The sequence below is a fragment of the Pseudonocardia yunnanensis genome, assembly GCF_039534065.1.
GTDB classification, from domain to species: domain Bacteria; phylum Actinomycetota; class Actinomycetes; order Mycobacteriales; family Pseudonocardiaceae; genus Pseudonocardia; species Pseudonocardia yunnanensis.
On sequence record NZ_BAAAUS010000007.1, the window covers coordinates 88,743 to 112,616 of the forward strand.

Below are 23,874 nucleotides of genomic sequence, written 5' to 3' on the forward strand. Positions count from 1 at the left end.
CCAGGAGCCTGCCCAGAGATCTCGTCGCAATTCTGTCCGTTTCAGAACTCGCACACCCTGATGGAAGCGGCCAGGTCTCGTGAGCGGCTGTCGGAAAGCCAGCGACCAGGAAGCCCGCCAGGCTCGTCGACCGCTGGCGCTGCCGTCGCTCGCGTCGGGGTTCCTGCTGCCGCTATCGGGTGGGCGCCACCGCGTGGTCGTCGTCGGCGAGGAGAGGCAGCGGCTCGGCCGCGACGCGCCCGTCACGGCCGACGAGATGCAACGGGCGCTGACCGCCACGCACGGGCCGGAATCGAGGTGGGACGGCTGCTCTGGACCCCGTGGCTAGGCGACGCAGCGTGGCAGCTGGAGCGTTACGACGACGTACAGAAGGTTCTCCCAGCTACGAGGGTAACACTGAGCCAGATCGTACGAGAGGATGCGTGGACGTTGAACGCAGGGCCGGAAGGTACGACTAAATGCCACGATCAGTGGAGCACGAGTTTGTAACCGAGAGCTTCCTGGCGATCGTCGAGGAGCTGTCGGAATCAAGGATATATGGATACCCGGAGGCTGATCGCGGCAAGCTTGACTTCGCTTGTGCGCTCACGGCGAACCGAGAGCGGCTGGTAGCTGGACAGACCTTGACCCATCATGCGGCGGGAATAGAGAAAGATCTGAATATTCTACTATTGGAGAATCTCGATAGCATCCCGGTCTATCTATACGAGCACTCGACGCGCAACGAGGCGCGCATTCAGGAGGTGATCCATCGATTTCGGCGCTCCGAACCCGATCGGGTGAGCCTGCTGCGCACGTATCGGTATCCGAGTGAATTCGACGCGGATAATGAAGTGCAGCGCGAGGTCGTTCGCGACTCTCTGCGCAACCAAATCATCGACGACCTGCTCTTAAATGTGATCTTCGGTCGACTTGCGGGAACCGATGTGGATTACTTTTTGTCCGATTCTCGATCAGCCAACTTCGGGTTGACACTGACCCTTCTAGAGTACATTGCTGTAAATGGATACGACAGCCAACGGCGAACGGTTGCCGCCTTGAAGCAGCAGGATGTGTCGATTAGTGGAAACACCTTGAGTCGGCAGGTTCAGACCCTCCTCAGCTCTGGCATGCTGGAGTTTGCTCTTGGGCGGATGCTCTTCCGGGTATCGCAGCGAGGCAAGATCTTCCTGCGGATATGCAGTCTCATTGACCCCTTGTTGCGAGTCCCACCTTCATTTGAATTGCGGGTTATCCTCAATCGTCTCGGCCTCGATACTGGCGCTCTTAAGGCATCGGATGAATTTTTTCGAAGAATGATGGACGAGAAGCCCAGGGATGGTGATCCGCTGGCACGCTCATTCTATCTAGTGGCGCAGATTGTAGGAGCAAGGCATCGGTATGGTCTGGAACTGTCAGGTGGTCCGTACCTCGACGACCCCGGCGAGATTCACGGTGGTTACACGGGCTTGCATTGGACCGGGCGCTGACGATTAAGGGTCGGCAGGTTGACTGCTAGGGTATTCTGTAAATTGTGCGCGGCGGCGATGGGCGAATGGGCATGGGGGAACATGCTGTGTCCTATCGAGTTCGCCGCGGTTGCGCGCACTCTCGACTCTCGACTCTCGACTCTCGACTCTCGACTCTCGACTCTCGACTCACTGATTGTATGTAAGATTAGGTCCGGGGAGTGGCAAGTGTGCAACGGCGACATGCTGAATAGTGTCGTGCGCGTGTCGTTGAGTGTGTCTATCATCCTATAGGGCGGTCGGCGTTGATGGAGGACCCGCAAGGGAAGGATGATATTGCGGAAATTCGGAGTGCTTTGATATCTCCGGGTCGTCCCTCTTGGATCGTTTACTCAGCCTGGCGGCGGATTCATAGCCAATCCGGCACTATCGTTCCGCCTCGTCGAGTACCTGTGATCGGACTACCAGGCAGGCTGGCTCCGCAATGTCATCGCGAGCTGGCCAAGTCTCTTCCGCCCTGCGCAGCAACCAGAGGATGAGACGACTGATGGCGAAGCGCGCCTACGCCCGTGGGCGATCTCTGCCCGGACGCAATCGTGCGTTTCAATGCCGATGGCTCAGCCCTGTCCGTGCAGGTCGATGAGTCGGGCGAACTCCGCCGGCGCCTCGAGAGGGGTGAAGTGGCCGATGCCGTCAACGGGGTGCAGGTGGACGTCGGCGAAGAACTCGTCGAGTCGGTCGGACCACGCACGGGGAAACAGCGGGTCGTGCTCCGGCCACAGCACGTGGGTGGGCCGGCTGATCCGACTCGCGCGGTCGGGCGGCGTCTCGGCCAGACTGCGGGCCACATAGCCCGGCCCAACGCGATACCAGTTCGTGGAGGCCTCGAAGGCGCCGGGGCGCGCGTAGTCGTCGACGAGCCGCTCGAACTCTGGCCCGTCGACGACGAAGTCAGGGCCCGACCAGTGCCCCCAGCAGTAGTGCAGGTAGGCGTGCACCTTGTCGCGCTGGCCGTCGATGAACCGGACGCTGAGCGGTGACCGGTGCAAGTAGAGGTACCACAGCTCGGGAACGATGTCGGGAGCGAGCCATCGCTCGCCGATCCCGGGCAGCGGTGGGGAGAGCACCAGTCCCCGGACCTTGTCGGGATGCTCCGTTGCCAGGGTCTGCGCGACGCGGCTGCCGACGTCGTATCCGCCGACGACGGGCGCGCCGAGATCCAGTTGGTCGATCAGCCCGGCGACGCTCCGCGCTTGAGCAGACGGGCTGTAGTGGGTGTCCGGGTCGACGAGGTGCCGATCGGAGGCGCCGAAACCGCGCAGGTCGGGAACGACCACGCGGTATCGGTTGGCCAGCAGCGGCACCACCGCCCGATAGTCGTGCGAGTCGCCCGGCCAACCGTGCAGCAGCACGACAGATGCTGCGTCGGCGGGCCCGGTGTCGTGGTAGGCGATGGTGAACGAGTCGACGGGTTGCGAGCGATTCATGCGTAGGTGTCCTTCTACCGGGTCGCGGAGTTCGAGGAGCGCCTCAGGTATCTCTCCCCGAGGTCTGCTGAGAGATACGTATCACGCCTGGCCGGAACCGATCGAAGATGATCTCGAATATCGCTCACCGTGTGCCGGAGGCGCGGGGCATTCTCAAGGCATGGGTACATCATCAGCACTCATGTGCCGAGCAGGTTTGCGCCATCGGGGCAGGTCGAAGTCGCGGCGCGGAACACGATGACCATTCGCGCTGTGGTCAGGGCGGAGCAGTGAGTGCGCTGCTGATCCGGCCGGCCACCTTGTTGACCATGAATCACGCTCGGGACGTCATTGCTGACGGCGCTGTGCTGGTCAAAGATCGGCGCATTGCCTACGTCGGCCCCGCGGTCGGCGTCCCCGTCGACCACAATGCAGAGGTGATCGACGCCGGTGGGAAGCTGGTGATGCCCGGGCTCGTCAATTGTCATACACATTTGTGCATGACTTTGGGTCGCACCATCGGCGTGGAACAGAGGTTGCTCGACTGGCTCGAGATCGGGATGGCGCTGATGCGCGCAACCGACCAGGGTGCGCTCTATCTTGCCGAGCTGCTCGGATGCCTCGAGAACCTCCGCAATGGCAACACCACGCTCGTCGAGAACTTCTTCTTTCCGCGTCGGCCGAACGAAGTGCCCGAGGAAACGGCATTCCGAGCGATGCGCGACAGCGGCGTGCGCGCGATCTTGGCCCGTGCCCATCAGTCGCGCAACCAGGCCGCAGATTTCGTGGAGTCGATCGACGAGCAGGATCGGGCCGTCGCCGACCTCGCGGCGCGCTGGCATGGTGCGGAGGACGGCCGGCTGCGCCTGTCGCTGGGGCCGCTGCTGCCCTGGGTCGTTGACGTGGAGGAGATGCGGCGTTCACGCGCGCTTGCCGACCGGCTCGAGCTCGGGATGCACATGCATGTCGCCGAGTCTCCAGCGTTCAACCGGATGATCGCCCGGCATCATCCGCAGCCCTGGCGAAATGTCGAGCTGCTGCACCGTGCCGGATGCCTGGGTCCGGCCACGCAGGCCGCAGCGGTGTCCGACATCTCCGACACCGAGATCGAGTTGCTCGCCGAGAGCCGCACGCCCGTCGTGTTCGATCCACAGACGCGCCTGTTCTGGGGCACCGGCTTCCCGTCGATCAAGCCGTTCCTCGACGCCGGCCTGACCTGCGGTCTGGGCACCAACGGGCCGGCCGCCAACTGTGGCCAAGACCTGTTCGAGTCCATGAAATACGCCTGCGCCACGGCGAAGACGGCGACCGACGATCCGACCGCCCTCGGGCGCAGTCGCGTGCTGGCCATGGCGACCATCGAGGGTGCGCGCGCAATAGGCCTCGATCACGAGATCGGGTCGCTCGAGGTCGGCAAGCGTGCAGATCTGATCACCATCGACCTGTCCCAGCCGCATCTCACGCCGGCCGCCGACCTCGAGGCGGCGCTGGTGTACAGCGCCCGCGGAAGCGACGTGCGCGACGTCGTCGTGGACGGCAGGCTGATCTTGCGAGACCGGCGCTTTCAGCAGATCGACGAGGCCGCTCTGCTGCGCGACGTGGCCACCGCCGCCGTGCGCAGCATGCGCGCCGCTGACCTCGACCCGGTCCATATCGCCGCACAGGCGAATATCTGATTAGGCGTAAATGTGGAGGGCGAACCCTGGCGATGGCACCCGATGCATCACTCGGAGCCACATTCCGACGGCTCTTCGATCGATTCGCGGCGGCTCTGACGAAGTGTTCTCGCGCGAAACGCGGCGCGGTAGTCCTGCGCGCTCATTCCGACAATCCGACGAAACGCCGGACGCAGTGAGACCGCAGCGGCGAAGCCAACCTGTCGCGCGATGACGTCGACCGACAGTTCGGTGTTCTCCAGTAACCGCTGGGCCCGCAGGATCCGCTGGTGCAGCAACCACTGCAGGGGCGAGATGCCGGTCACCGCGCGAAACTTCCGGTCGAACGTCCGTCGGCTCAGGTGCGCCTGGCCTGCCAGCATCTCGACGTCGAATGCCTCGTCGAGATGTTCCAGGGCATATGCCATCCCTTGCCGAGTGCATCGTTTGCCGGCACGCCAGGGATCGGCTGTTCGATGTACTGTGCCTGCTCCCCGGTCCGCTGTGGCGGCACGATCATCATGCGGGCGATCGCCGTTGCTGCTTCGGCCCCCCAGAGCCGGCGTACGACGTGCAGACAGGCGTCGAGTCCCGCGGCCGTCCCGGCACTGGTGACGATGTCGCCGTCGTCCTCGTAGAGCACCGTCGAGTCGACGGTGACATTCGGATACATCGCCGCCAGCGACGGCGCGTAGTACCAGTGCATCGCGGCTCGCCGCCCATCGAGCAACCCGGCTGCCGCTAGGACGAAGGCTCCCATGCAGAGCCCCACGATCAGCGCGTTGCCCTCGTGCGCCTCCCTCAGCGCTCGCAGCAACAGATCCGGCGGGCGTTCCTTGGCGTCCCGCCACGACGGGATGATGACAATCCCGGCCTTTTCCAGTGCTTCGAGACCGTTCGGTGCGTGGAGCCGAATGCCGCCGGTGGTGGCGAGCACGCCGGGATCTGCGGCAACCGGCAGAAGGGTGAACCGCGGCGCCCCGAACGATGTGCGATCGACGCCGAAGACGCTGACCGGCACCGACATTTCGAACATGGATGCTCGGTCGAACATCACCACTGCGATGGTGGCTTTGTCACGAGTCACCGGATCCTCCGAACATCGCGGGCTGGAGTGGCGTGATCCACACCCCACCACACCACTATGCCCGATCCTGGTGTTGTCGAGTTCGAACAGGCAAGGGCGGCTGTACGAGCAGCGTCCGCCAGTTGGAGTAGAACGGAACGGCCGGAATTGATCGATACGTGGCCCCCGCAAGTGTCACGACGGTAGGTGCAGGCCCCGTATGGTCAGATCATCAGCTGCGCGCAGACATAATCAGCGGCGATCGCCGGCCGCTACGAACCCTGCTGGGCTTGCCCTGAGTTTGTCGGCCTGCTCGGTTATTCTGGTCGAACCTTGCTCGCTCTACTTCTTCTACACCGGAGAGATCCATGGCGAACGAAGCGCCGTTCTGGCCGAACAACGCTCGCTTGGCGGTCAGCTTCTCATTGATGTTCGAAGGCGGCGGGCAGCCCATCTCCGGTGCCGGCGGTGTCATTCCTGATCCCATTGAGCGCGACCTTCCCGACATGCCGACCAACGGCGTCTTCCAGTACGGCATCTACGAGGGAACTCCGCGTCTTCTCGACCTGATGGACAGATACAACGTCAAGTTGAGCGCCTTCATGATCGGCCAGGCGGTCGACAAAGCGCCGGATCTGGCGCAGGAGATCGTCCGCCGTGGACACGAAGCGGCGGCCCACGGCAGGACGTGGGAGCCGAGTTACAACTTGGATCCCGAGGCCGAGCGCCGCTTCATTGCGGACAACGTCGCAAGCATCGAGCGGGCGACCGGGCAGACGCCCAGGGGATGGAGTGCGTACTGGGTGCGCAACAGTGTCAGCACCCTGGACATCCTCCAGGGCCTTGGTTTCACCTACCATCTCGACGAGCCCAGCCGTGACGAACCGTTCATCGTGCCGCTCAAGAACGGCGACTTCGTCACCGTTCCCTACACCTTTCATATGAACGACATTGTCTCATTTCCCCTCGATGGATGGAATCCAGCCGCCTACGAGCAGGCGCTGAGAGACGAGTTCGACCAGTTGTACGAGGAGGGCGCTACCCGTCGACGGATGATGGTGATCAGCCTGCACGACCGCATCTCGGGCCACGCCAACCGTGTCCGTGTGCTGAACCGCTTCCTGGCCTACGCCACGAGCAAGCCGGCGGTATGGTTCGCCCGCAAAGACGAGGTTGCCGACTGGGCGCTGGAGACTCGGGACCGCACTCCGGTGCTGGACCGGGGTCCGGCGAACGTTCACGGCCTTCCCGGGCCGGCGGCATAGATCACGACGAGGCAGAAGCAGCCCGTGGGCGGACTGCCCGCAGGGCAGGTGGCATCCCTTCTTCTGGCATCAGGCCCCGGTAGTCGCACCCGTATGAAATCCGGGTTCTTTTGCGCTTCTCTCGTGTCTTCGTCCCGAAAACCAAAGGCTTGGGGGTTTCCGTGTGTGGAATCGTGGGTTGGGTGGCGTTCGGCGCTGATCTGCGCAACGAACCGGACACCGTCGATGCGATGGCCGATACGTTGGCATGTCGAGGCCCTGATGATCGGGGCACGTGGCTGAGCGACCACGCTGCTCTAGGGCACCGGCGCCTGTCCGTCATCGACCTGGCGGGCGGTCGGCAACCGATGGTCGAAGAAACTTCCGACGGCTCGGTGGTGCTCGTCTACTCCGGCGAGGCTTACAATTTCAGAGAGCTTCGTGATGCGCTCGCCGCTCGGGGTCATTATTTCATGACTCATTCGGACACCGAGGTCGTGCTGCGCGCCTACCTGGAATGGGGTATCGCCTCGGCGGAGCGGCTGAACGGGATGTACGCATTCGCCGTGTGGGACGCCCGGGTTCAACGACTGGTCATGATCCGCGACCGGATGGGCGTCAAGCCGCTCTACTACTACGAAACCGAGGACGGTGTGCTGTTCGGGTCGGAGCCCAAGGCCATCCTCGCCAACCCGCTTGCGGAGCATGTCGTGGGTCTGGACGGCTTACGCGACATGTTCAGCCAGACCAAGTCGCCCGCTGCGGCCGTGTGGGAGGGCATGCGTGAGGTCGAGCCTGGCTGCGTGGTCACCGTTCAGCGAGGTGGCACCCGGGCCGTGCGCTATTGGAGCTTGCCCACTCGGGAGCACACCGATTCGCGAGACGCCACCGTCGTCCACGTCCGGGAACTGCTCGAGGACATCGTCGCCCGTCAATTGGTGTCGGACGTGCCGCGCTGCACCCTGCTGTCCGGAGGTCTCGACTCCTCCGTCATCACCGAGATCGCCGCTTCCCAGCTGGCGTGTGACGACGAGACCGTCCGCAGCTTCTCCGTCGACTACGCCGGCCAGACGGAGCGCTTCGTTGCCGACGCCGCCCGTGATGCTCCGGACACCCCGTTCGCACACGCGGTTTCCGCTCACGCCGGCACCGAGCACCAGGACATCCTGCTGGATCCCGACGCACTGACCGACCTCGAGGTCCGAGCCGCGGTCGTGCGGTCCCGAGATATCCCGCAGGGGCTCGGGGACATGGACACCTCGATGTATCTGCTGTTCCGGGAGATCCGGGCCCGTTCCACGGTTGCGCTGTCGGGGGAGTCGGCCGACGAGGTCTTCGGTGGCTATCGGGAGTTCTTCAGTCGAGAGGCGCAGCAGGCCCGCACTTTTCCCTGGTTGACCGACGTGACGCCCATGAGGGGCGTCGATGCCGAAACACTCGATGCTGGTCTGCGGACCGCACTGGAATTGCCTGACTACATCCAGGACACGTATGAGAGTGCGGTCGCAGAGGTTCCACGTCTGGACCACGATGATGATCACAACTATCGGATGCGCCAGATGAGCCATCTCTACCTGACCCGATTCCTTCGCCTGCTGCTGGATCGCAAGGACCGGCTGTCCATGGCGGTCGGTCTGGAGGTGCGGGTTCCCTTCTGCGATCACCGGCTGGTCGAGTACCTCTACAACGTTCCGTGGTCGCTCAAGACTTATGACGGCAGGGAGAAGTCTCTGCTACGAGGGGCAGCGGCTGACCGTCTGCCCAGCTCGGTGCTGGGCCGCACGAAGGCGAACTACCCGGCTACCCAGGACCCGACCTACGTGGCCAAGCTTCGCGGAATCTGTCGCGACTACGTGCTCGGCTCACGGCATCCGGTTGTCGAGCTGGTTGACCAGGAATGGTTGACCAACGCGGTAGCGGATGACGGGCCTGCGCGCCCGAGCGTCCGCCGAAGCCTGGAACGGACCATTGACCTGGCCATCTGGCTCGATCTGTACAACCCGACGTTGAAAATCTGATCGATCGAATCGGTTGTCAGGTGGTGAGCGTGGAGATTCGGTGACAAAGAGGACGGTGTGGTGATGAGCGATCTCCGGTCGTGGCTTGATCTGCTCGAGTTGCGCGGTGACCTCGCGCGCCTTGCGGCGTCGATCGAGCCTGATCAGGAGATCGCCGCGGTACTCGAACGTGCCGACGGCGCCCGCGCCGTTCTGTTCGAGGACGTGGTCGGTGCCCGGTTCCCCCTGGTCGGCAACACGATTCCGACTCACGAACACCTCGGGCTCGCGCTCAACTGCGAACCCGGCGATGTGGCCGAACGCTTCGCCGCGGCACTGGATTGGCCGGGTGCCTGCCCGCAGGTCGACGCCGCTGATGCACCGGTGCTGGCGAACCGGTTCGACGGTGAGGGTTTGCTCTCGGTGCTGCCGCTGGTGCGGCAGCACGAGCACGACGCGGGCCGTTACCTGACTTCGGCGCTGCTGGCGGTACGAGACCCGATGAGGGGTCGGATGAACCTGTCGATCAACAGGATGCTGGCCGTGGGGGAGCGTGAGTTGCGGGTACTGGTGCTGCCTTGTCGGCTACGGCGCATCCTCTCCGAGGCCGAAGCCGCCGGCGAGGACCTCGATGTCGCGCTTGTCATCGGGGTCCATCCAGTGCTGGTGCTGGCCAGCCAGGCTCCCGCCGAACGCGGTCTCGACGATTATGCGGTCGCCGGCGCGCTCGCCCCCACACCGATCGAGCTGGTGCCCGCTCCAACCGTCGACGCGCTGGTCCCGGCACGCGCCGAGGTCGTGCTGGAGGGCCGATTCCGGGCCGGGCGACGCGCAGACGAGGGCCCGTTCGGCGAGTACCCCCACACCTACGGGCCTGCGGCGCCTGCGCCAGTCATCGAGCTGATCGAAGGGTGGCATCGCGACAACGCGCTCTTCCAGACGATCCTTTCCGGCGGACGAGAGCATCTGTACGCAGGCGGTGTTCCGCGCGAGGCGCTGTGCACCCGCGCGCTGCGCGGGGCCGGCCTGGACGTCGTGGGACTGCGGCTGCCGGAATCGGGTTCCTGCCGGTTGACGGCGGTGGTCGCGCTCCGCAACCGGGCGCCGGGTGCGGTCACCACGGCGATCCTGACGCTGTTCCTCACGGCAGAGACGGTCAAGCAGGTCACGGTCGTCGACGACGACATCGATGTGCTCGACGACGAGCAGGTCGCGTGGGCGGTCGCCACGCGCGTGCAGGCCGACCGCGACCTGCTCGTCGTCCCGAATGCCAAGGGCAGCAGCCTCGATCCGTCCGCGCAAGGCGCGATGACGGCCAAACTCGGTATCGACGCCACCGTGCCCACGGCCCCCACAGTGGACGGCGAGAGATACCGGCGTATGCGCGTCACGCCGGGTGACCCCGCGCGTGTGTGGGCCCATGTGGCCGCGCTGGGACTCTGATGTCCGGCGCACGCCGGTGTCCTGGCTCAGCGAATCTGGCAACGCCAGCAGCTCGTGACCTGGGAGTCGTCATCTTGACTGAGGCAAGTGGACTGCCATCTGGCGCATTGAAGTTTCCCGATCGACGGCACCTTCCTCGGCCAGATCGATCAGGCCCTGTTCCTGCGCACCGTCACGCCCAGCACGGCCGCCACCTGAAAGGGCGATCTCGTACACAGCCGCGGGTGACTACAGCGGGTCGGGCTCCGCGGGCCGTTGTCGGAGAGCCGATGTCGCCGCGGCGATGACGGCGCCGCCGATCATCAGGGCGGACGGGCTGAGCTGGTGTGCAGTCAGTTCGGAGAAGACGAGTGGGGCCGCGAAGCCGACGTAGGTGAGTGCGTAGAAGAACGCGTTGACCGCGGCCCGGTCGTCGGGGTGGGCGAGGTCTTCGACCCGCCTGAGGCCGGACACCAGCAGCAGCCCGTAGGCACCGCCGAGCGCAAGCGCGATCGGTGCGATCAGCCACACGATGTGGACCTCGAACGCTGCCGCTGCGATCAGCAGGCCGATGGTGGCCAGGATCAATCCCGTGCGGGGGGCTTGGCCAGGGCGTTTGCGGTCCAAGTGCTTGGCCAGGGGTTGGATCGCGACGCCGGCGCCGAGGGTCAGCCCTGCCGCGGTGCCGCTGACCACCACGCCGAAGCCGGGGATGGTGAGGATGTTCGGGGCGATCGCCAAGGCGGTGCTTGCAGTGCCGTACACCCAGGGGGCCGTGGCCGGGGTGGTGCGCAGAAACGCGGGGGAGAGCAGGGTGGCGCGGATCTCGGCGCGGCGGCTCGATAGTCGGGTCCGGGTCACCCCGGGCTTGTCCGGCACGTTCCATACCGCCAGCAGCGCGATCACCGTGAGGACGATGTGCACCGAGTAGGGGGTGAGCTCCGGCAGGGGCGCCCATTGAGCGATCAACCCGGTGACCAGAGGCCCCAAGCCGAAACCGATCGAGAGGGCGATGGTCGAGCGCCGCGCGCCGACGCCCGGCCCGTCCTGGTGGGAGAGTTCGGCGATCCATGCGCTGCCCGGAGCGAGGGCGGCGCCGGAGGCGACGCCGGAGACGAATCGTCCCGCCAGCAGCAACCAGGAGGTCTCCGAACCGGCGGCCAGCAGCAGCGTTCCGACCCCGATGAGCACCACGGCGAGTCGCAGTGGCAGGCGCCGGTCCACGCGGTCGGCGAGGGCTGCGCCGGCCAGCAGCGCCGGAATCAGCCCGAGCGCGTAGGTGGCGAACGCCAGCGAGACGAACGTGTCGGGCAGGTGTGAGGCGCTGCGGTAGACGAGCAGGAGCGAGGAGAACTGGTTCGCACCCCAGCCGACGGCGAGCATCGCGACCGCGACACGCATCCACGGCGCCGGCCGCCTCGGACCTGATCTCATGCGGGCCAGCTTAACGCTTAATTAGGACTGTTGAGTCCAGCGCCTGAGCAGTGCTAACTCCACTTTGGGAGCCAGCTACGCACAACCGTCAACCAGTGATGCCCTGTCAGCGACAAGTGACCGAGATGAATCGGATGATAGGTGCGAAACGGTCTAGCGAGTATCGGACTTCAACCTGTGAATACTGGACTAAGGAGTTCAGCCTGGTTAGCTTGGTGTGGACTGGACTGCGGCGTCCGGCCGGACCGCAGGCCGGTGGGACCGGGCCGACGCATACCAACGGGAATGCGCGCGGGCGAGCCACCAGCGACATCGCGCCGAGCCTGGTACCGGTGCGCCCTATCAGCGTCGATAGCCCGCTAGGACTCCGTGGCCAGTTCACTGCAGTGCCGCGCCTGGCGGGCCAACCGGAGCCAGATCCACCTCCACAAAGAAAGAAGGGGCAAATGAAGCAGGAGCGGAACGATTCGATGCACTGCACGCGCAAGCCCCGCTGGTGCCGGCCAACGTGTGGGACGCCGGGAGTGCGCACATGATCGCGGCTGCCGGGGCCACGGCGATTGCCACGTCGAGCGGGGCCTTGTACTGGTCGGCCGGAGTTCCGGACGAAAACCAGCTGAGCGTCGAGGACGTACTGGCGACAGCGCGCGCCGCGGCCGACAACTTCGGAAGTCGAACCGAAAGAACGACAAACGGGCAAATTGCCTTGTTTCCTTGTGCAGCCAAGAAGGAGGACCATTCATGCCTCGCCTGAACATTCCCACCCGTGATGAGGCTCCGGAGACCACCCACGGGGTACTCGACGCCATCGGCAAGCAACTGGGCTTCATGCCGAACGGCTACCGACTCATGGCATCCAGCCCGGCTGTGCTCACCGGTGTCACTGGTCTACAGCGCGAGCTCTCCAAGACCCTGGATGCCACGACTCGCCACTACATCTCGCTGGCAGTCTCGGAGGTCAACGCATGTGCCTATTGCGTCTCAGCGCACAGCCATGTCGCAGGTACCTTCGGTAAGATGCCGGCCGCGGAGATCGCACTCGCCCGGGAAGGTAGCTCGAGCGACCCGAAGCGCGCGGCAGCAGCGCAGTTTGCCAAACGAGTGACCGAGACGCGCGGGAAGGTTACGGACGCCGATCTCGCTAGCGTGCGCGATGCCGGTTACACCGATCCCCAGATTATCGAGATAATAGCCCTCTCTGTCCAGTTTCTCTTGACCAACTTTATTAACAACGTCGCTGAGACCGAAATCGACTTTCCCGAGTCGGAGGCCACCGTCGCCTGATCACTAGCCGGCCAACCGCGCGCGAGCGGCGTTACCCGCTCGCTCTGCACGTCCAACTTGGTCCCTGGAAAGACCCGAGGCCGCGGCCGCGGCCAAGCTCGCCGCGCTGCTCGCAGCGGCGGCCCCGCTGCTCGCCGCGGCTGCTTTCCGGGCACCCCCCGACGCCACTCCCGATCACCGTCGGCGGCGCTCCCGCCGGTGCCCAACACGCACACCTTCCGCGTGACGTCGCGCCCGCGGACGACCGAATCGGCGCGTCGCTGTCCTTACCAGGCAGCTCCTGTAGAGCTGAACCTCGTCGCGCACAACGACGGTGGCAGGTACGACACCGGCGACCTCGCCGTCCCGGACAGCCGCGGTGGCATCCGGCTGCTCGGCCGCGTGGCCGACCGGATCGGCGGCGCCTGCATGATCCCGGTCAGCGACGTCGAGGCGACGCCGGCGAGCGATCCCGACGTCGATGACGTCGGATCACGGCGCACGCCAGCTCACCGTCGGGGTCGGGATAGCCCACCAGAACACCACCCGAGCCGGGCCGAGGTCCTTCCCGCCCTGCCCGGAAACCCCGCCGGAGAAGTGCGCAAAGAACTTCTGCGTCGGTGGCTCCGCGGTGAGGCCACGCTGCCCGATTGACGATGTGCGAAATCCGATCGGGACAGGGCTAGGAATGCGGTACTACGACAACCTCTACATCGACGGTGTCTCGGCGACACCGAGCAGCGTTCAGACGATCACGATCGTCTCGACGGACAGCGGGCCGATCGGCACGATGCCGCTGGCGCAGAGCGCCGACGTCGATGCCGCGGTGGACGCCGCCCGGCGTGCGTTCGACGGTCCTGCCGGGTGGGCCCGGCTCGCCCCGGCCGCGCGGGCGGAGGCGCTGCGCGGCTTCGCCGACGCCGTCGACGAGCGCAGGGCCGAGTTCGCCCGCGGCGGCCTGGGACCGGCGGCGCCACAGCCGCCCGGGGCGGCCTCACCGGCACAGTGGCTGCGCGGATGCGCCGACGTCATCGACAACCTCCACGCCGTCGAGCACGTCTGCCCGGCTCGCGGGCCGATCGGGGTGGTCGGGGTGGTCGTGCCGTGGAGCTTCCCGCAGATGCAGGGGTTCATCACGATCTGTCCGGCGCTGGCGGCGGGTTGCCCGGTGGTGGTCAAGCCGACTGTCGTGGTGACGCCGTACTCCGAGGTGGTCTTCGACGACTTCCTCCTCGACCACTTCCTGCTCGCCGAGGCAGCTGTCGAGTCCAGGCTGCCGGCCGGAGCGCTCAACATCGTGCCCGGCATTCCCGCACTCGGTGCCTACGTGGTCACCCATTCGCGAATCGACAGGATCGCTTTGACCGGGCACCGCTGCCGTTCCCCGGTCATCCGTCCGCCCGGATGGACGGACTCGCTGGCCGGGCGCATCAGGGAATGGACAGCGACTCGGCCCGGCGGACCGCTGCGGCTCCCGGCATGACACCGGCCCTGCGAGCATTCCTACCCCCACTCGCCGCCTGATGGCGGTTCGTCCATGTCGTCTTTGTCGTCGGCGTGGGCCAGGAGGTGGTCGCGGAGCGCGCGGGCCGTGTCCGAGAGATCGCGGTCGCTGGTGAAGCAGGCGACCAGCCGCCGGTCCGCCCATGGTTCGGCCAGGGGGATGGCGGCCAGGGTGCCGCTGGTGAGCCGGCGCCGCACGCTGTACCAGGGCAGGATGGCGATGCCGATTCCCCCGGCCACGGCGCGACAGGCCGCGTCGATGCTGGGCAGCCGGACGCGATACCTCGGCTGGGTGCCCAGCGGCTGGGCGTGCGTCTCCAGGTGCTCTTGCAACGGGTTGGCGACGTTCAGGCCGACGAACGCGCGGCCGAGCACGTCGGCGTACGGGACCCGGGGCAGGCGGGCCAGCGGGTCGTCAGGGAGGGTGACGACTACCAGCGGATCCGGGCGGACCACCCGGGTTTCCAGCTGCCCGAGTTCGACGGAGTCGGCGACGATTCCGATATCGGCGCGGCGTTCGGCCACGGCCGCGATGATGCGGTGGCTCGGGCGTTCCTCCAGGTCGATGCGGGCGTGCGGGTACTGGGCGAGAAACGAAACGGCGACGGCGGGCATGAGGCTCTCAGTGGCGGCGGTGTTGGCCTGGACGCGGACGGTGGCGCCGTGTCCCTGCGCGTACTCGTCCAGTTCCGTGCGCAGTTGGCCGATCGCGTGGCACACGGACCTGGCATGGCGGAGCAGCACTTGTCCTGCCGGCGTGAGGGCGACTCCGCGGCGGCCACGGTCGAAGAGCGTCACGCCCAGGGTGTGCTCCAGGCTGCGGATGCGCCCGCTGGCCGAGGGCAGGGACAGCCGGGCGCGGGCCGCGCCGTGCGTGATACTTCCTGTCTCCGCGACCGCCGTCACGAGGTCGAGATCGATGAGGTCCACTGACAGCCCCTGTCTTGGTGATACGTCCAAGGCACGTCCAGCCTTCGACTTTTCCGAACCCTATCTGAAAATACTTCGCATTTAGCAGGTATTTTTCCGTAGCCATAATGAATCTCGATGGCTACTGCACATTCTCACCCGAGTATGCCGACCCGCCCCGAGCGCGGCGGCGGGCTCGCGCTGACCGGAATCTGCCTCGGCTTCTTCCTGGTCCTGTTCGACGCCACCGCGGTGAACGTCGCGACCGGAGACATCACCAGGGGCCTGGGAGCATCGGTGATCACCCTGCAGTGGGTGCTCAACGCCTACACCGTGGCGTTCGCAGCCTTGATGCTGACTGCGGGCAGCCTCGGCGACCGCTGGGGGGCGCGCCGCGTCTACCAGGGCGGCGCCGCGCTGTTCGCGGTGTCCAGCGCCGTATGCGCGGCGGCGCCCAACGCGACCACGCTGGTCACGGCGCGGGCCGTGCAGGGGATCGGCGCGGCAGCGGTGGTGCCGTGCTCGCTGGCCCTGATCGCGCACCGCTACCCGGAACCCGTCGCCAGGGCCCGTGCGCTGGGTATCTGGGGCGGTGTCTCGGGCATCGGCCTGACCGCCGGCCCGGTGATGGGCGGATGGCTGGTCGCGGCGCTGGGCTGGCGCTCGATCTTCCTCGTGGTGGTGCCGGTTTCCGCGGTGTCGATAGCCCTCGTCGCCGCGCGCACCGCGGAGATACCGCGCCACGCCGCGACCCGGCCCGATCTGCGTGGCCAGCTGCTCGCCGTCGCCTCCCTTGTCGCGTTGACCGCGTCGCTGACCATGACGTCGACGCTGGGCTGGAGCTCGCCGCTCGTGCTGGGCCTGCTGGCCGTCGCCGTGGCACTGGGAGCCTGCTTCGTGGTGGCCGAGCAGCGTGTCAGCGAGCCGATGCTGCCGCCGGCATTGTTCAGGAGCATGGCATTCAGCGGCGCGACCGGAGTCGGGCTGCTGTTCAATTTCGGTCTCTACGGCGTGCTGTTCTGCATCACCATCTTTCTGGAGCGAACGCTGCGCGAGTCCGCCGCGGTCACCGGCGTGGCACTGCTGCCGCTGACCGCGGTGACCGCGCTCGGCGCCCTGTTCTCCGGTCGCGTCACCAGCAGGTTCGGCCCCCGGCTGCCCATGGCGCTCGGGCTGTCCGGCGGGCTGCTCGGCACGTGCCTGCTGGCCGCCTGCGGCGACCACTCGGGGACGGTGGCGCTGGCGGTCTTCGGCGCGATCACGGGCTGTGTCGGCCTGTGCATGCCCGCGATGACCGGGGTCGCGCTGGCCGGGCTCCGGCCGCAGTGGAACGGACTCGGCGCCGCCACCCTCAACGCCGCGCGCCAGGCCGGAGGAGCGCTCGGCATCGCCCTGCTCGGCAGCACCGCGTTGCAGCGGTCCGGTGCGGCAGGCCCGGACCTGCCGCACCTGCGGCTGCCCATGATCCTCGCCGCTACCGGCTACCTGATCGCCGTCATCGTCACCCTCACCGCGATCGGTGGCCCCACTAGGCGACCTCGGTGATCATAGGCTGCGGGCTCAGTCGGCGATGTGGCCGACGACTTGGGGGATTTCGAACAGGTTGCCGGTATCTCCGGTGTGCAGGAACGCGACGTTGCTGTCGACGGGGATCCGCCCGCTGCGGGCGTGGTCGAGCAATCCTGCGAGTCCCTTGCCGGTGTAGACGGGGCCGACGAAGACGCCCTCTGCTCGGGCCAGCTCGCGGATGGCTGCTGTGCTTTCGGCGGACGCGACGGCGTAGTTCTCGCCGATGAAGCGCTGGTCGATGTCGATCTCGGCGCGGATCGTCGCGTCGTCGGGTACGGGCGCGCCCAAGATGGCCAGAACCGCCTTGGTCCGTTCGACAATCACGCCGGGGTTCATCCGGTCTCCGTCGTTGAACCTCTGGATGGAGATCGACCGAAACTTCACCGGGTGTCCCAGACTCAGCTTGGCTGCCAGCATCCCCGGCAGCGCGGTCCCGGTGCCGATCGTGTGGTAAACGTAGTCGAGTTCGACCCCAGCGGCATCGGACTGTTCAAGCATCTCCCGGAACGTCAGGGCGTGCGCGACGAAGCCGTCGGGGTGCGCACCACCGGTCCCGACAACGAGGACCTCGTGCCCCTGTGCTTCCAGTTCGGCCTTGCACATGGCAATGGCGTCGGTGATCCGCGCAGCCTCGTCCGGAGAATGCCAGACGTTGCCGCTGACGTTGATGACGTGGGTTTCGACACCCATCGTCTTGTTGAGCAGATAGTTGCCGCGGAACTCGCCGAGCTCACCATGCCGGGCTACGTTCCGCGTCAGAACCAGGATCGGCGTGATTCCTACGCTCAGGCAGGCGGCGGCGAACTGCAGACCCGAGTTGGTCAGGTATTCGCCCTGGGTGATGACGTGGGTCACTCCGTTCTCAAGGGCCCGCCCCAGGATGAACTCGGCCAGGCGCATCTTGCTTCCGCTGATCGCACTGGGGCCTGCCAGGTCCTCGCGCTTCATGAAGAGGTTGATCCCGCACGCCGCCGACAGGTTGGGCAAGGCGTGGAACGGAGTGGGGTAGAACCCGACCCGCCGTCGGGGGAGTTTGTTGATCGCGGTGTCGAATTGCGTGAAGTCCATGCGTCCAGCGTCGGCCACGCCTCTGGATTAGTGCAAGCAATGATATCTTCTTGGTCGATAAGCTATCCTTAACTTCATGTCTTGGTCGTTCGATCCGCGGCATCTGGTGACCCTTGCGGCTGTCGTGCGGCTCGGCTCGTTCGCCGCTGCCGCGGACGAGCTGGGCTACACCCAGTCCGCGGTCTCGCAGCAGGTTGCGGAACTGGAACGACGGGTCGGTGCGCGAGTCGTGGTCCGGCGGCCCGTCCGTGCGACCGAGGCCGGGCAGGTCCTTCTCGACACCGAGGCCGCGATCAGCATGTCGATGAGTCGCGCTGCCACCGAGCTCGCGGCGCTCGCGGACGGAACCGGCGGCGAGGTGCGGCTCGGCGCGTTCATCTCGGCGGCAGCCTCCATCGTCCCTCCCGCGCTCGCACGCCTACGTGCGACCCATCCGGCAGTTCACATCACACTCCGTGAACTGGAGCAGCGCGAAACCCATGCGCTGCTGTTCCGGGGAGAGATCGACCTGGCCATCACCTTCGACTACGAACACGCTCCCGGGCCAGTGCCCGCCGGGCTCATGCAAGAACACCTCATGGACGATCCGATCATGGTCGTCCTTCCCGTCGGTCATCCCCTGGCCGGAGCTGGCGGTGTCACCCCAGCCGACCTGCCGTCGGACGCATGGATCAACACCGCGGTCGACTTCCGCGACCTGGCAGCGTCACCCGTCGACGGCGACCGGGGAAGCGGACATCGTCTGGACTTCGATGGCATGGACTTCCGCACTGCGCTCAATCTCGCCGCGGCGGGTCTCGGCGTCGCGCTGTTGCCGCGGTTGTTGGTGTTGGACGCTCCGCCGAGCGTCGTGGTTCTGCCCATCCGGCAACCCACACTCGTCCGTCGTCTCTACACCTGCCGGCTCGATACGAGAGGCGTGACCGCATCGATCAAGCGACTGGAGATGTACCTGCGGGAGGCAGCGGCGGAACTCTGAAATACCGCACCGATCCTCGAAATCCAAGACAGAGCAATGCGATGAGCAGGGCGAGCGACCGACCGAGGATTGATTCAGTCCGATCTGCATGGAGATCGTTTGATGAAGAATCATTCACAGTCGTACGACTTCGTCATCGTCAGTGCCGGTACGGCGGGTCGTGTACTCCGCGGCTGTCGGGTGCGGCTGGGGACGAACGCTGCGCCGCACCCGTTGTCGCAGGTCGCGCTGGAGGCGGCACGGCAGGTCGGCCACCGCGTGGTGGATGACATCGACAGCGGCGTGGAGGAAGGGTTCGGCTGGGCGGAGTTCACACGATCGTTGACGGCAAGCGACTGAGTGCAGCTGATGCCTACCTGCTGCCGGTGTTGGAGCGTCCTCAACCTCGATGTCGTGACCGACGAGCCGGCGTTCGACGGGAGAGGACCTTCAGCGAGGCGGTGGTGAGAGTTGGTCCGACCGCGGCCCGAATAGCTGCTGCAGCAGCGGGCCAAGTTGCCCGGAAGATGGCCTTGCTGACGTTGTCGCCAGCGGGTGAGGGCCTGGCGGACCGACCCCTCGACTGCTCCGATCCGCGTTGGCGCCCGCGAGGCGATGCTCAACAAGGCAAGGCCACCATCCCGACAACCAGACCTAGGGCCGCGTTTCTCCTTCTATTCGTGGTCGCGCTTTATGGAGAAGGCAGCAGTGATCGGCTTCGCCGGGATCAGGGCCCTGTTGACGGCGCGCGATCTTCCACGCGATCCGTGGTGCAGCAGCTGTCCTGCGGGTGATCGTCGGTCGGTCTCGGCCGACTGTGGTTGGTTTCCTTCGCTCGGAAGGTGGTGCGGTAGTCCTGCGGGCTGACGCCGACGACCCGACGAAACGCCGGACGCAGGGAAACGGCAGCGGAGAAGCCGACCTGTCGGGCGATGGCGTCGACTGGCAGGGCGGTGTGTTCAAGTAATTGTTGCGCGCGCAGAATGCGTTGGTGGAGCAGCCATTGAAGGGGGGAGATGCCGGTCGCTGCCCGGAACTGTCGGTCGAAGGTGCGTCGACTGAGGTGCGCTCGGGCGGCCAGGGATTCGACGTCGAGGGTCTCGTCGAGGTGTTCCAGGGCGTAGGTCATCACCTTGCCGAGGTCGTCATCCGTGGAGATATCGGGGATGGGCTGGCGGATGTACTGGGCCTGGCCTCCGCTTCGGTGGGGCGGCACGACCATTCGGCGGGCGATGGCCGTGGCTGCATCCGCTCCCCAGAACCGGCGCACGACGTGCAGGCAGGCGTCGAGGCCGGCGGCTGTGCCGGCGCTGGTGACAACGTCACCGTCGTCCTCGTACAGAACGGTCGGGTCGACCGTGACCTGGGGGCACATGGCTGCGAGGACCGGGGCGTGATACCAGTGGGTCGCTGCGCGTCGGCCGTCGAGCAGCCCAGCGGCTGCCAGGACGAACGCACCCATGCACAGTCCCACGATCAGCGCACCGTCGTCGTGCGCCTCTTGCAGCGCCCGCAGCATGGGCTCTGGCGGGAGTTCCCCGGAGTTGCGCCACGACGGAACGATCACGATCCCGGCGTGCTGCAGTGCTTCCAGACCGTTGGGAACCTTGAGTTGGATGCCACCGGTGGTGGTGAGCACACCGGGATCGCCGTGCACCGAAAGGAGGTTGAACCGCGGCGCCCCGTTGGCCGTGCGATCGACCCCGAAGACACTGATCGGCACCGACATCTCGAACATGGGTGCCCCGTCGAACATCACCACTGCAATGGTGGCTCGGTCACGAGTCATCGAGTCCTCCGAACATCATTTCGCCCGAGCGAGGCTCGGTCCGCACCACACAACTATGCCCTTTGCCGGAGTCCTCGACCGCAAGGGCGGAAGTTGCCACGCTCGAAACGGAAGATCACGCTGCAATGAGCCTGCCGGGCTGGTGATGCGCGTGACCGAGGTCGTCAGACCTAATGCACGTCCGCAATTTACTACTCCGCTCGGACGGTCAGCGGCTCGTCGAACACCTGAACGGTGCGCAGTGCCCAACGGCCCGTGGTCAACAACCCGACCGCGAACAGCCCCAGGCCGGCCGCGGCCATGATCAACCAGCCGAGATGCGCAGCTGAGACGAAGCCGGTCGATACCGGCCCGACGATCCGCGCGGTCACCACCGAGCCGAGCACCGCCACGCCCAGCGTCGCGCCGACCTGTCGTCCCGCGGACGCCACCGCCGCCGCGACTCCCGCCTGCGACGGAGGCATCCCCGAGACGGCCCCATTGGTGATCGCAGGGTTGATGAATCCGAAGCCGAGCCCGAACACGGCATAGGCGCCGGTCACCTGCCAGAGTGGCGAGTGCTCAGTCAGCTGCGCGAGCAGGAACGAGCTCACCGCCATCGCCAGCGTCCCGACCGTGACGGGGATGCGTGGATGGTTCCCCCCGACTCGTCCCGACATGGGAGCCAGCAGCGCGATCATGATTGCCGCCGGCAGAGTGAGCAGGCCGGCGGACAGCGGGGAGAACCCTCGTGTCTCCTGCAGGTAGAGCGCATTGAGGAAGAGGAACCCCGCAACGGTGCCGTATGAGCCCACTGCGATGAGCGCGGCACCGCTGAAGGGCGCACTCGCGAAGAAGCCCATGTTCAGCAGGGGCTCGTTCGTGCGCTTCTCGTAGCGGACGAACGCGATCGCCGACACGACCGCCACAACCGCACAGCCGATGATCCATGGCGAGCGGATGCCGAGCTGCGGCGCCTCGATGATCGCGTAGGTCACCGTGGCGAGCAGTGCGATCACCAGCAGCTGCCCGATCGGGTCGAGTGACCGCGGTCGGTCTGCGCGGGACTCCGGCACGAACCGCGCCACGAGTACCACGGCGACCAACGCGATCGGCGTGTTGATCCAGAACACCGACCGCCAGCCGGCAACGTCCACCAGCAGGCCGCCGAGAACCGGCCCGAGCGCCCAGCTCAGCCCCGCCACGGAACCCCAGATGCCGATGGCCCTGGCCCGCTCTCCGCGTTCGCGGAACGTGTTCGTGATGATCGACACCGAGGAGGGGTTCAGCATCGACCCGCCCACGGCCTGCAACATCCGGAACACGATCAGTAGCTGGATGCTCGGGGCGATGCTGCACAGCAGCGACCCCAGGCCGAACAGGACCAGGCCGGTCCGGAAGACGCGCTTCCTGCCGATCCGGTCCCCGACCGAACCGGCGAGCAGGAGCAGGCTCGCGAGCACGACGGTGTAGGCGTCGATCACCCACTGCAGGTTCGACACCGAGGCCTGCAGTTCTCGGCCGATCGAGGGCAGGGCGAGGTTGATGATGGTGTTGTCCAAGCCGACGACGAACACCCCCATGCAGGAGATGGCCAGAATCGCCGACTTACGACGCTGCCCGAATTCGGACTCGCTCATCTGATGGGTCTGCCGATCACGGTCGGCTCGTTCTGCGCTTTCATTGTCCCGCGACGGGCATCGCGGCATGGCTTACTGCACTGGTGCTGGTGATGTGCGCGGCGAGCCGGGCGGCCTGGTTCCGGATTTCGGGGACGGACATGGCGTCCCAGGCGGTGGCCCTGCTGGGTGGGCCGAGGGTGTACACACCGAGGACGACCGCGCCGTGGCCGTCGAGGAGTTCACCGCTTTCGGTGCAGGCCACGCCGAGTCCGAGTGGGTCGGGGGTGATGGTGCCGTGGTCGAGCAGGGCTCGCAGGAGCGGGTTGGTGGTCATCGTGATGTCGCTGAGGGGGCCTGTGCAGTTGACGAGTGCGTCGGCTTCGAGCGTGGTGTTGGCGAGATGCACGCGGCAGCGGGTGGCGAGATCGTCGACGTGGCGGATTCCGCCGGAATGGAGGGTGAGTCGCCCGGTGTCGCGGTAGGCCGTGATCCGGGCGGCGACCTGGGGGGCCATCCGGTTGCGATGCACGTGCCAGGTGTGGACGTAAGTGGTGAGGAAACGCCGGCGCTGGGCTTGGTCGAAGCGACGCCAGATCGACTGGGACTGTGAGCGCAAGCCGTCGACGACTGCACGCCAGTCGACACCACGGCGTTGGGCTGCGCCGATCTGGTCATAGACCAGTTCGGCGACTCCGTCTGCGGTCAGTGGGCCCGACGGGATCGCGGTGGGCCAGTCGGGCAGTACGTGTTCGAGGTGGGTTCGGGGGAGTTCGCCGTGGCGGCTGACCATCGCCACCCGCCGCTGAGGTGCGTCCTCGAGGAGGGTGATGGCCGCGTCGACGGCGGTGAGGCCGCTGCCGGCGAGGACGACGGTGGCGTCGTCGGGCAGGTGGGCGAGGGCTCCGAGATCCCACGGGTTCTGCAGGTGCCACGAGGCGTCGGGAACCGGGCCGTGTGCCGTGGCCAGCCGGCCGGGAGCGGAGACGCCGTAGGCGAGCACGACGTTCCTGGCCTGGGAGGTTCCGCTGTCGGTCGTGATCTCGAAGCCACCGCCGTGGGGCTCGATGTCCTGGACCGTGGCGGCGACGGTGGTCAGTCGGTGGCCGCCGAACTGGGTGATCAGGTCTTGCAGGTAGTCGCCGTAGACCATGCGTGGCAGGAAGTCGGTGGGTGTCCACCCGCGTTCGGCGCGCCGGGCCCAGTTCGCGAAGTGGTCGGGTTCGTCGGGGAATGCGCTCATGATCTGTGCGCGGAGGTTGAGCAGATGCCGGGGATCGGTCGTGCCGTAGGCGACGCCAAGGTGCCTTCGGCGGGGGTCGGGCTCGAACAGCGTGATTCGGAGGTCGGGGTCGTTGCTGGTGCGCAGCAGGTGAAGTGCGCTGAGGGTCCCGCTCGCGCCCCCGCCGACGATCGCCACAGTTGCCTGCACGTTCACGGTGCCACTCACACTGCACTCCATCTTCCGCGGGCCTGACAGTGCAC

At 66.3% G+C, this 23,874-nt stretch carries 22 protein-coding genes; 13 read left to right on the plus strand and 9 right to left on the minus strand.

The window, feature by feature from the left end; all coding sequences use genetic code 11:
* Nucleotides 1-79: 79 nt before the first annotated feature.
* Complete coding sequence (locus ABD743_RS09745) at nucleotides 80-328, plus strand: hypothetical protein (RefSeq protein ID WP_344720925.1); 249 nt, start codon at nucleotides 80-82, stop codon at nucleotides 326-328.
* A 130-nt stretch (nucleotides 329-458) separates the two neighbouring features.
* On the plus strand, nucleotides 459-1,469 hold the full coding sequence (locus ABD743_RS09750) for a hypothetical protein (protein WP_344720927.1): 1,011 nt from the start codon (nucleotides 459-461) through the stop codon (nucleotides 1,467-1,469).
* A gap of 596 nt (nucleotides 1,470-2,065) precedes the next feature.
* Here ABD743_RS09750 and ABD743_RS09755 read toward each other — a convergent pair.
* Nucleotides 2,066-2,935, minus strand: a complete 870-nt coding sequence (locus ABD743_RS09755; RefSeq protein ID WP_344720929.1) for an alpha/beta fold hydrolase — start codon at nucleotides 2,933-2,935, stop codon at nucleotides 2,066-2,068.
* A 269-nt stretch (nucleotides 2,936-3,204) separates the two neighbouring features.
* On the opposite strand from ABD743_RS09755, the gene ABD743_RS09760 reads away from it, so the two are divergent.
* Nucleotides 3,205-4,590 (plus strand): amidohydrolase family protein, encoded by a 1,386-nt coding sequence (locus ABD743_RS09760; protein ID WP_344720931.1) that lies wholly within the window; start codon nucleotides 3,205-3,207, stop codon nucleotides 4,588-4,590.
* Between the two features lie 47 nt (nucleotides 4,591-4,637).
* Here the strand turns inward: ABD743_RS09760 and ABD743_RS09765 are convergent, their stop codons facing one another.
* Nucleotides 4,638-4,895: a helix-turn-helix domain-containing protein gene (locus tag ABD743_RS09765; RefSeq protein ID WP_344720933.1), complete on the minus strand. Its 258-nt coding sequence runs from the start codon at nucleotides 4,893-4,895 to the stop codon at nucleotides 4,638-4,640.
* A 32-nt stretch (nucleotides 4,896-4,927) separates the two neighbouring features.
* A complete protein-coding gene (locus tag ABD743_RS09770) occupies nucleotides 4,928-5,626 on the minus strand; it encodes a DJ-1/PfpI family protein (RefSeq protein ID WP_344720935.1) in 699 nt (232 codons plus the stop codon).
* 377 nt (nucleotides 5,627-6,003) lie between these two features.
* Between ABD743_RS09770 and ABD743_RS09775 the strand changes: the two genes are divergently transcribed.
* The 3 genes from ABD743_RS09775 (at nucleotide 6,004) to ABD743_RS09785 (ending at nucleotide 10,319) form a co-directional block, all read left to right on the plus strand.
* Complete coding sequence (locus ABD743_RS09775; protein ID WP_344720936.1) at nucleotides 6,004-6,900, plus strand: polysaccharide deacetylase family protein; 897 nt, start codon at nucleotides 6,004-6,006, stop codon at nucleotides 6,898-6,900.
* A 161-nt stretch (nucleotides 6,901-7,061) separates the two neighbouring features.
* Entirely contained in the window at nucleotides 7,062-8,897 is a 1,836-nt protein-coding gene (gene asnB / locus ABD743_RS09780; RefSeq protein ID WP_344721432.1) for an asparagine synthase (glutamine-hydrolyzing), read from the plus strand.
* A 63-nt stretch (nucleotides 8,898-8,960) separates the two neighbouring features.
* Complete coding sequence (locus ABD743_RS09785; protein WP_344720938.1) at nucleotides 8,961-10,319, plus strand: UbiD family decarboxylase; 1,359 nt, start codon at nucleotides 8,961-8,963, stop codon at nucleotides 10,317-10,319.
* A gap of 228 nt (nucleotides 10,320-10,547) precedes the next feature.
* Here the strand turns inward: ABD743_RS09785 and ABD743_RS09790 are convergent, their stop codons facing one another.
* Nucleotides 10,548-11,732 carry an MFS transporter gene (locus ABD743_RS09790; RefSeq protein WP_344720940.1) on the minus strand — a complete coding sequence of 395 codons (1,185 nt, stop codon included), beginning with the start codon at nucleotides 11,730-11,732 and terminating at the stop codon, nucleotides 10,548-10,550.
* Nucleotides 11,733-12,207: 475 nt separating this feature from the next.
* Here ABD743_RS09790 and ABD743_RS09795 point away from each other — a divergent pair, with 475 nt between their 5' ends.
* From ABD743_RS09795 to ABD743_RS09810, 4 genes are all read left to right on the plus strand, one after another.
* Nucleotides 12,208-12,486: an isocitrate lyase/phosphoenolpyruvate mutase family protein gene (locus ABD743_RS09795; RefSeq protein WP_344721434.1), complete on the plus strand. Its 279-nt coding sequence runs from the start codon at nucleotides 12,208-12,210 to the stop codon at nucleotides 12,484-12,486.
* Nucleotides 12,474-13,016: a carboxymuconolactone decarboxylase family protein gene (locus ABD743_RS09800; protein ID WP_344720942.1), complete on the plus strand. Its 543-nt coding sequence runs from the start codon at nucleotides 12,474-12,476 to the stop codon at nucleotides 13,014-13,016. The genes ABD743_RS09795 and ABD743_RS09800 overlap by 13 nt, the downstream gene beginning before the upstream one ends.
* Before the next feature lie 198 nt (nucleotides 13,017-13,214).
* Complete coding sequence (locus ABD743_RS09805) at nucleotides 13,215-13,649, plus strand: hypothetical protein (protein WP_344720944.1); 435 nt, start codon at nucleotides 13,215-13,217, stop codon at nucleotides 13,647-13,649.
* A 34-nt stretch (nucleotides 13,650-13,683) separates the two neighbouring features.
* Nucleotides 13,684-14,478 carry an aldehyde dehydrogenase family protein gene (locus tag ABD743_RS09810; RefSeq protein WP_344720946.1) on the plus strand — a complete coding sequence of 265 codons (795 nt, stop codon included), beginning with the start codon at nucleotides 13,684-13,686 and terminating at the stop codon, nucleotides 14,476-14,478.
* A 20-nt stretch (nucleotides 14,479-14,498) separates the two neighbouring features.
* Here the strand turns inward: ABD743_RS09810 and ABD743_RS09815 are convergent, their stop codons facing one another.
* The gene (locus ABD743_RS09815) at nucleotides 14,499-15,428 is read right to left on the minus strand and encodes a LysR family transcriptional regulator (protein ID WP_344720948.1); all 930 of its coding nucleotides are present in this window, start codon (nucleotides 15,426-15,428) and stop codon (nucleotides 14,499-14,501) included.
* Nucleotides 15,429-15,572: 144 nt separating this feature from the next.
* Here ABD743_RS09815 and ABD743_RS09820 point away from each other — a divergent pair, with 144 nt between their 5' ends.
* On the plus strand, nucleotides 15,573-16,952 hold the full coding sequence (locus tag ABD743_RS09820; protein ID WP_344720950.1) for an MFS transporter: 1,380 nt from the start codon (nucleotides 15,573-15,575) through the stop codon (nucleotides 16,950-16,952).
* Nucleotides 16,953-16,967: 15 nt separating this feature from the next.
* Here ABD743_RS09820 and ABD743_RS09825 read toward each other — a convergent pair whose 3' ends face one another.
* Nucleotides 16,968-18,044, minus strand: a complete 1,077-nt coding sequence (locus ABD743_RS09825) for a 1-aminocyclopropane-1-carboxylate deaminase/D-cysteine desulfhydrase (RefSeq protein ID WP_344720952.1) — start codon at nucleotides 18,042-18,044, stop codon at nucleotides 16,968-16,970.
* A gap of 76 nt (nucleotides 18,045-18,120) precedes the next feature.
* On the opposite strand from ABD743_RS09825, the gene ABD743_RS09830 reads away from it, so the two are divergent.
* Nucleotides 18,121-19,023, plus strand: coding sequence for a LysR family transcriptional regulator (locus ABD743_RS09830; RefSeq protein ID WP_344720954.1), 903 nt, complete (start codon nucleotides 18,121-18,123; stop codon nucleotides 19,021-19,023).
* A 69-nt stretch (nucleotides 19,024-19,092) separates the two neighbouring features.
* Nucleotides 19,093-19,362: a hypothetical protein gene (locus ABD743_RS09835; protein ID WP_344720956.1), complete on the plus strand. Its 270-nt coding sequence runs from the start codon at nucleotides 19,093-19,095 to the stop codon at nucleotides 19,360-19,362.
* 367 nt (nucleotides 19,363-19,729) lie between these two features.
* Here the strand turns inward: ABD743_RS09835 and ABD743_RS09840 are convergent, their stop codons facing one another.
* The 3 genes from ABD743_RS09840 to ABD743_RS09850 form a co-directional block, all read right to left on the minus strand.
* Nucleotides 19,730-20,791 (minus strand): GlxA family transcriptional regulator, encoded by a 1,062-nt coding sequence (locus ABD743_RS09840; RefSeq protein ID WP_344720958.1) that lies wholly within the window; start codon nucleotides 20,789-20,791, stop codon nucleotides 19,730-19,732.
* Between the two features lie 191 nt (nucleotides 20,792-20,982).
* The gene (locus tag ABD743_RS09845; protein ID WP_344720960.1) at nucleotides 20,983-22,410 is read right to left on the minus strand and encodes an MFS transporter; all 1,428 of its coding nucleotides are present in this window, start codon (nucleotides 22,408-22,410) and stop codon (nucleotides 20,983-20,985) included.
* A 40-nt stretch (nucleotides 22,411-22,450) separates the two neighbouring features.
* Entirely contained in the window at nucleotides 22,451-23,839 is a 1,389-nt protein-coding gene (locus ABD743_RS09850) for an FAD/NAD(P)-binding protein (RefSeq protein ID WP_344720962.1), read from the minus strand.
* Nucleotides 23,840-23,874 lie beyond the last annotated feature (35 nt).

What these genes read in the sequence shown, in the direction of transcription:
- ABD743_RS09820 (WP_344720950.1), top strand. Translation starts at nt 15,573, where the DNA reads ATGCCGACCCGCCCCGAGCGCGGCGGCGGGCTCGCGCTGACCGGAATC.
- ABD743_RS09775 (WP_344720936.1), top strand. Translation starts at nt 6,004, where the DNA reads ATGGCGAACGAAGCGCCGTTCTGGCCGAACAACGCTCGCTTGGCGGTC.
- ABD743_RS09830 (WP_344720954.1), top strand. Translation starts at nt 18,121, where the DNA reads ATGTCTTGGTCGTTCGATCCGCGGCATCTGGTGACCCTTGCGGCTGTC.
- ABD743_RS09840 (WP_344720958.1), bottom strand. Translation starts at nt 20,791, where the DNA reads ATGACTCGTGACCGAGCCACCATTGCAGTGGTGATGTTCGACGGGGCA.
- ABD743_RS09785 (WP_344720938.1), top strand. Translation starts at nt 8,961, where the DNA reads ATGAGCGATCTCCGGTCGTGGCTTGATCTGCTCGAGTTGCGCGGTGAC.
- ABD743_RS09790 (WP_344720940.1), bottom strand. Translation starts at nt 11,732, where the DNA reads ATGAGATCAGGTCCGAGGCGGCCGGCGCCGTGGATGCGTGTCGCGGTC.
- ABD743_RS09825 (WP_344720952.1), bottom strand. Translation starts at nt 18,044, where the DNA reads ATGGACTTCACGCAATTCGACACCGCGATCAACAAACTCCCCCGACGG.
- ABD743_RS09755 (WP_344720929.1), bottom strand. Translation starts at nt 2,935, where the DNA reads ATGAATCGCTCGCAACCCGTCGACTCGTTCACCATCGCCTACCACGAC.
- ABD743_RS09845 (WP_344720960.1), bottom strand. Translation starts at nt 22,410, where the DNA reads ATGAGCGAGTCCGAATTCGGGCAGCGTCGTAAGTCGGCGATTCTGGCC.
- ABD743_RS09750 (WP_344720927.1), top strand. Translation starts at nt 459, where the DNA reads ATGCCACGATCAGTGGAGCACGAGTTTGTAACCGAGAGCTTCCTGGCG.
- ABD743_RS09800 (WP_344720942.1), top strand. Translation starts at nt 12,474, where the DNA reads ATGCCTCGCCTGAACATTCCCACCCGTGATGAGGCTCCGGAGACCACC.
- ABD743_RS09810 (WP_344720946.1), top strand. Translation starts at nt 13,684, where the DNA reads ATGCGGTACTACGACAACCTCTACATCGACGGTGTCTCGGCGACACCG.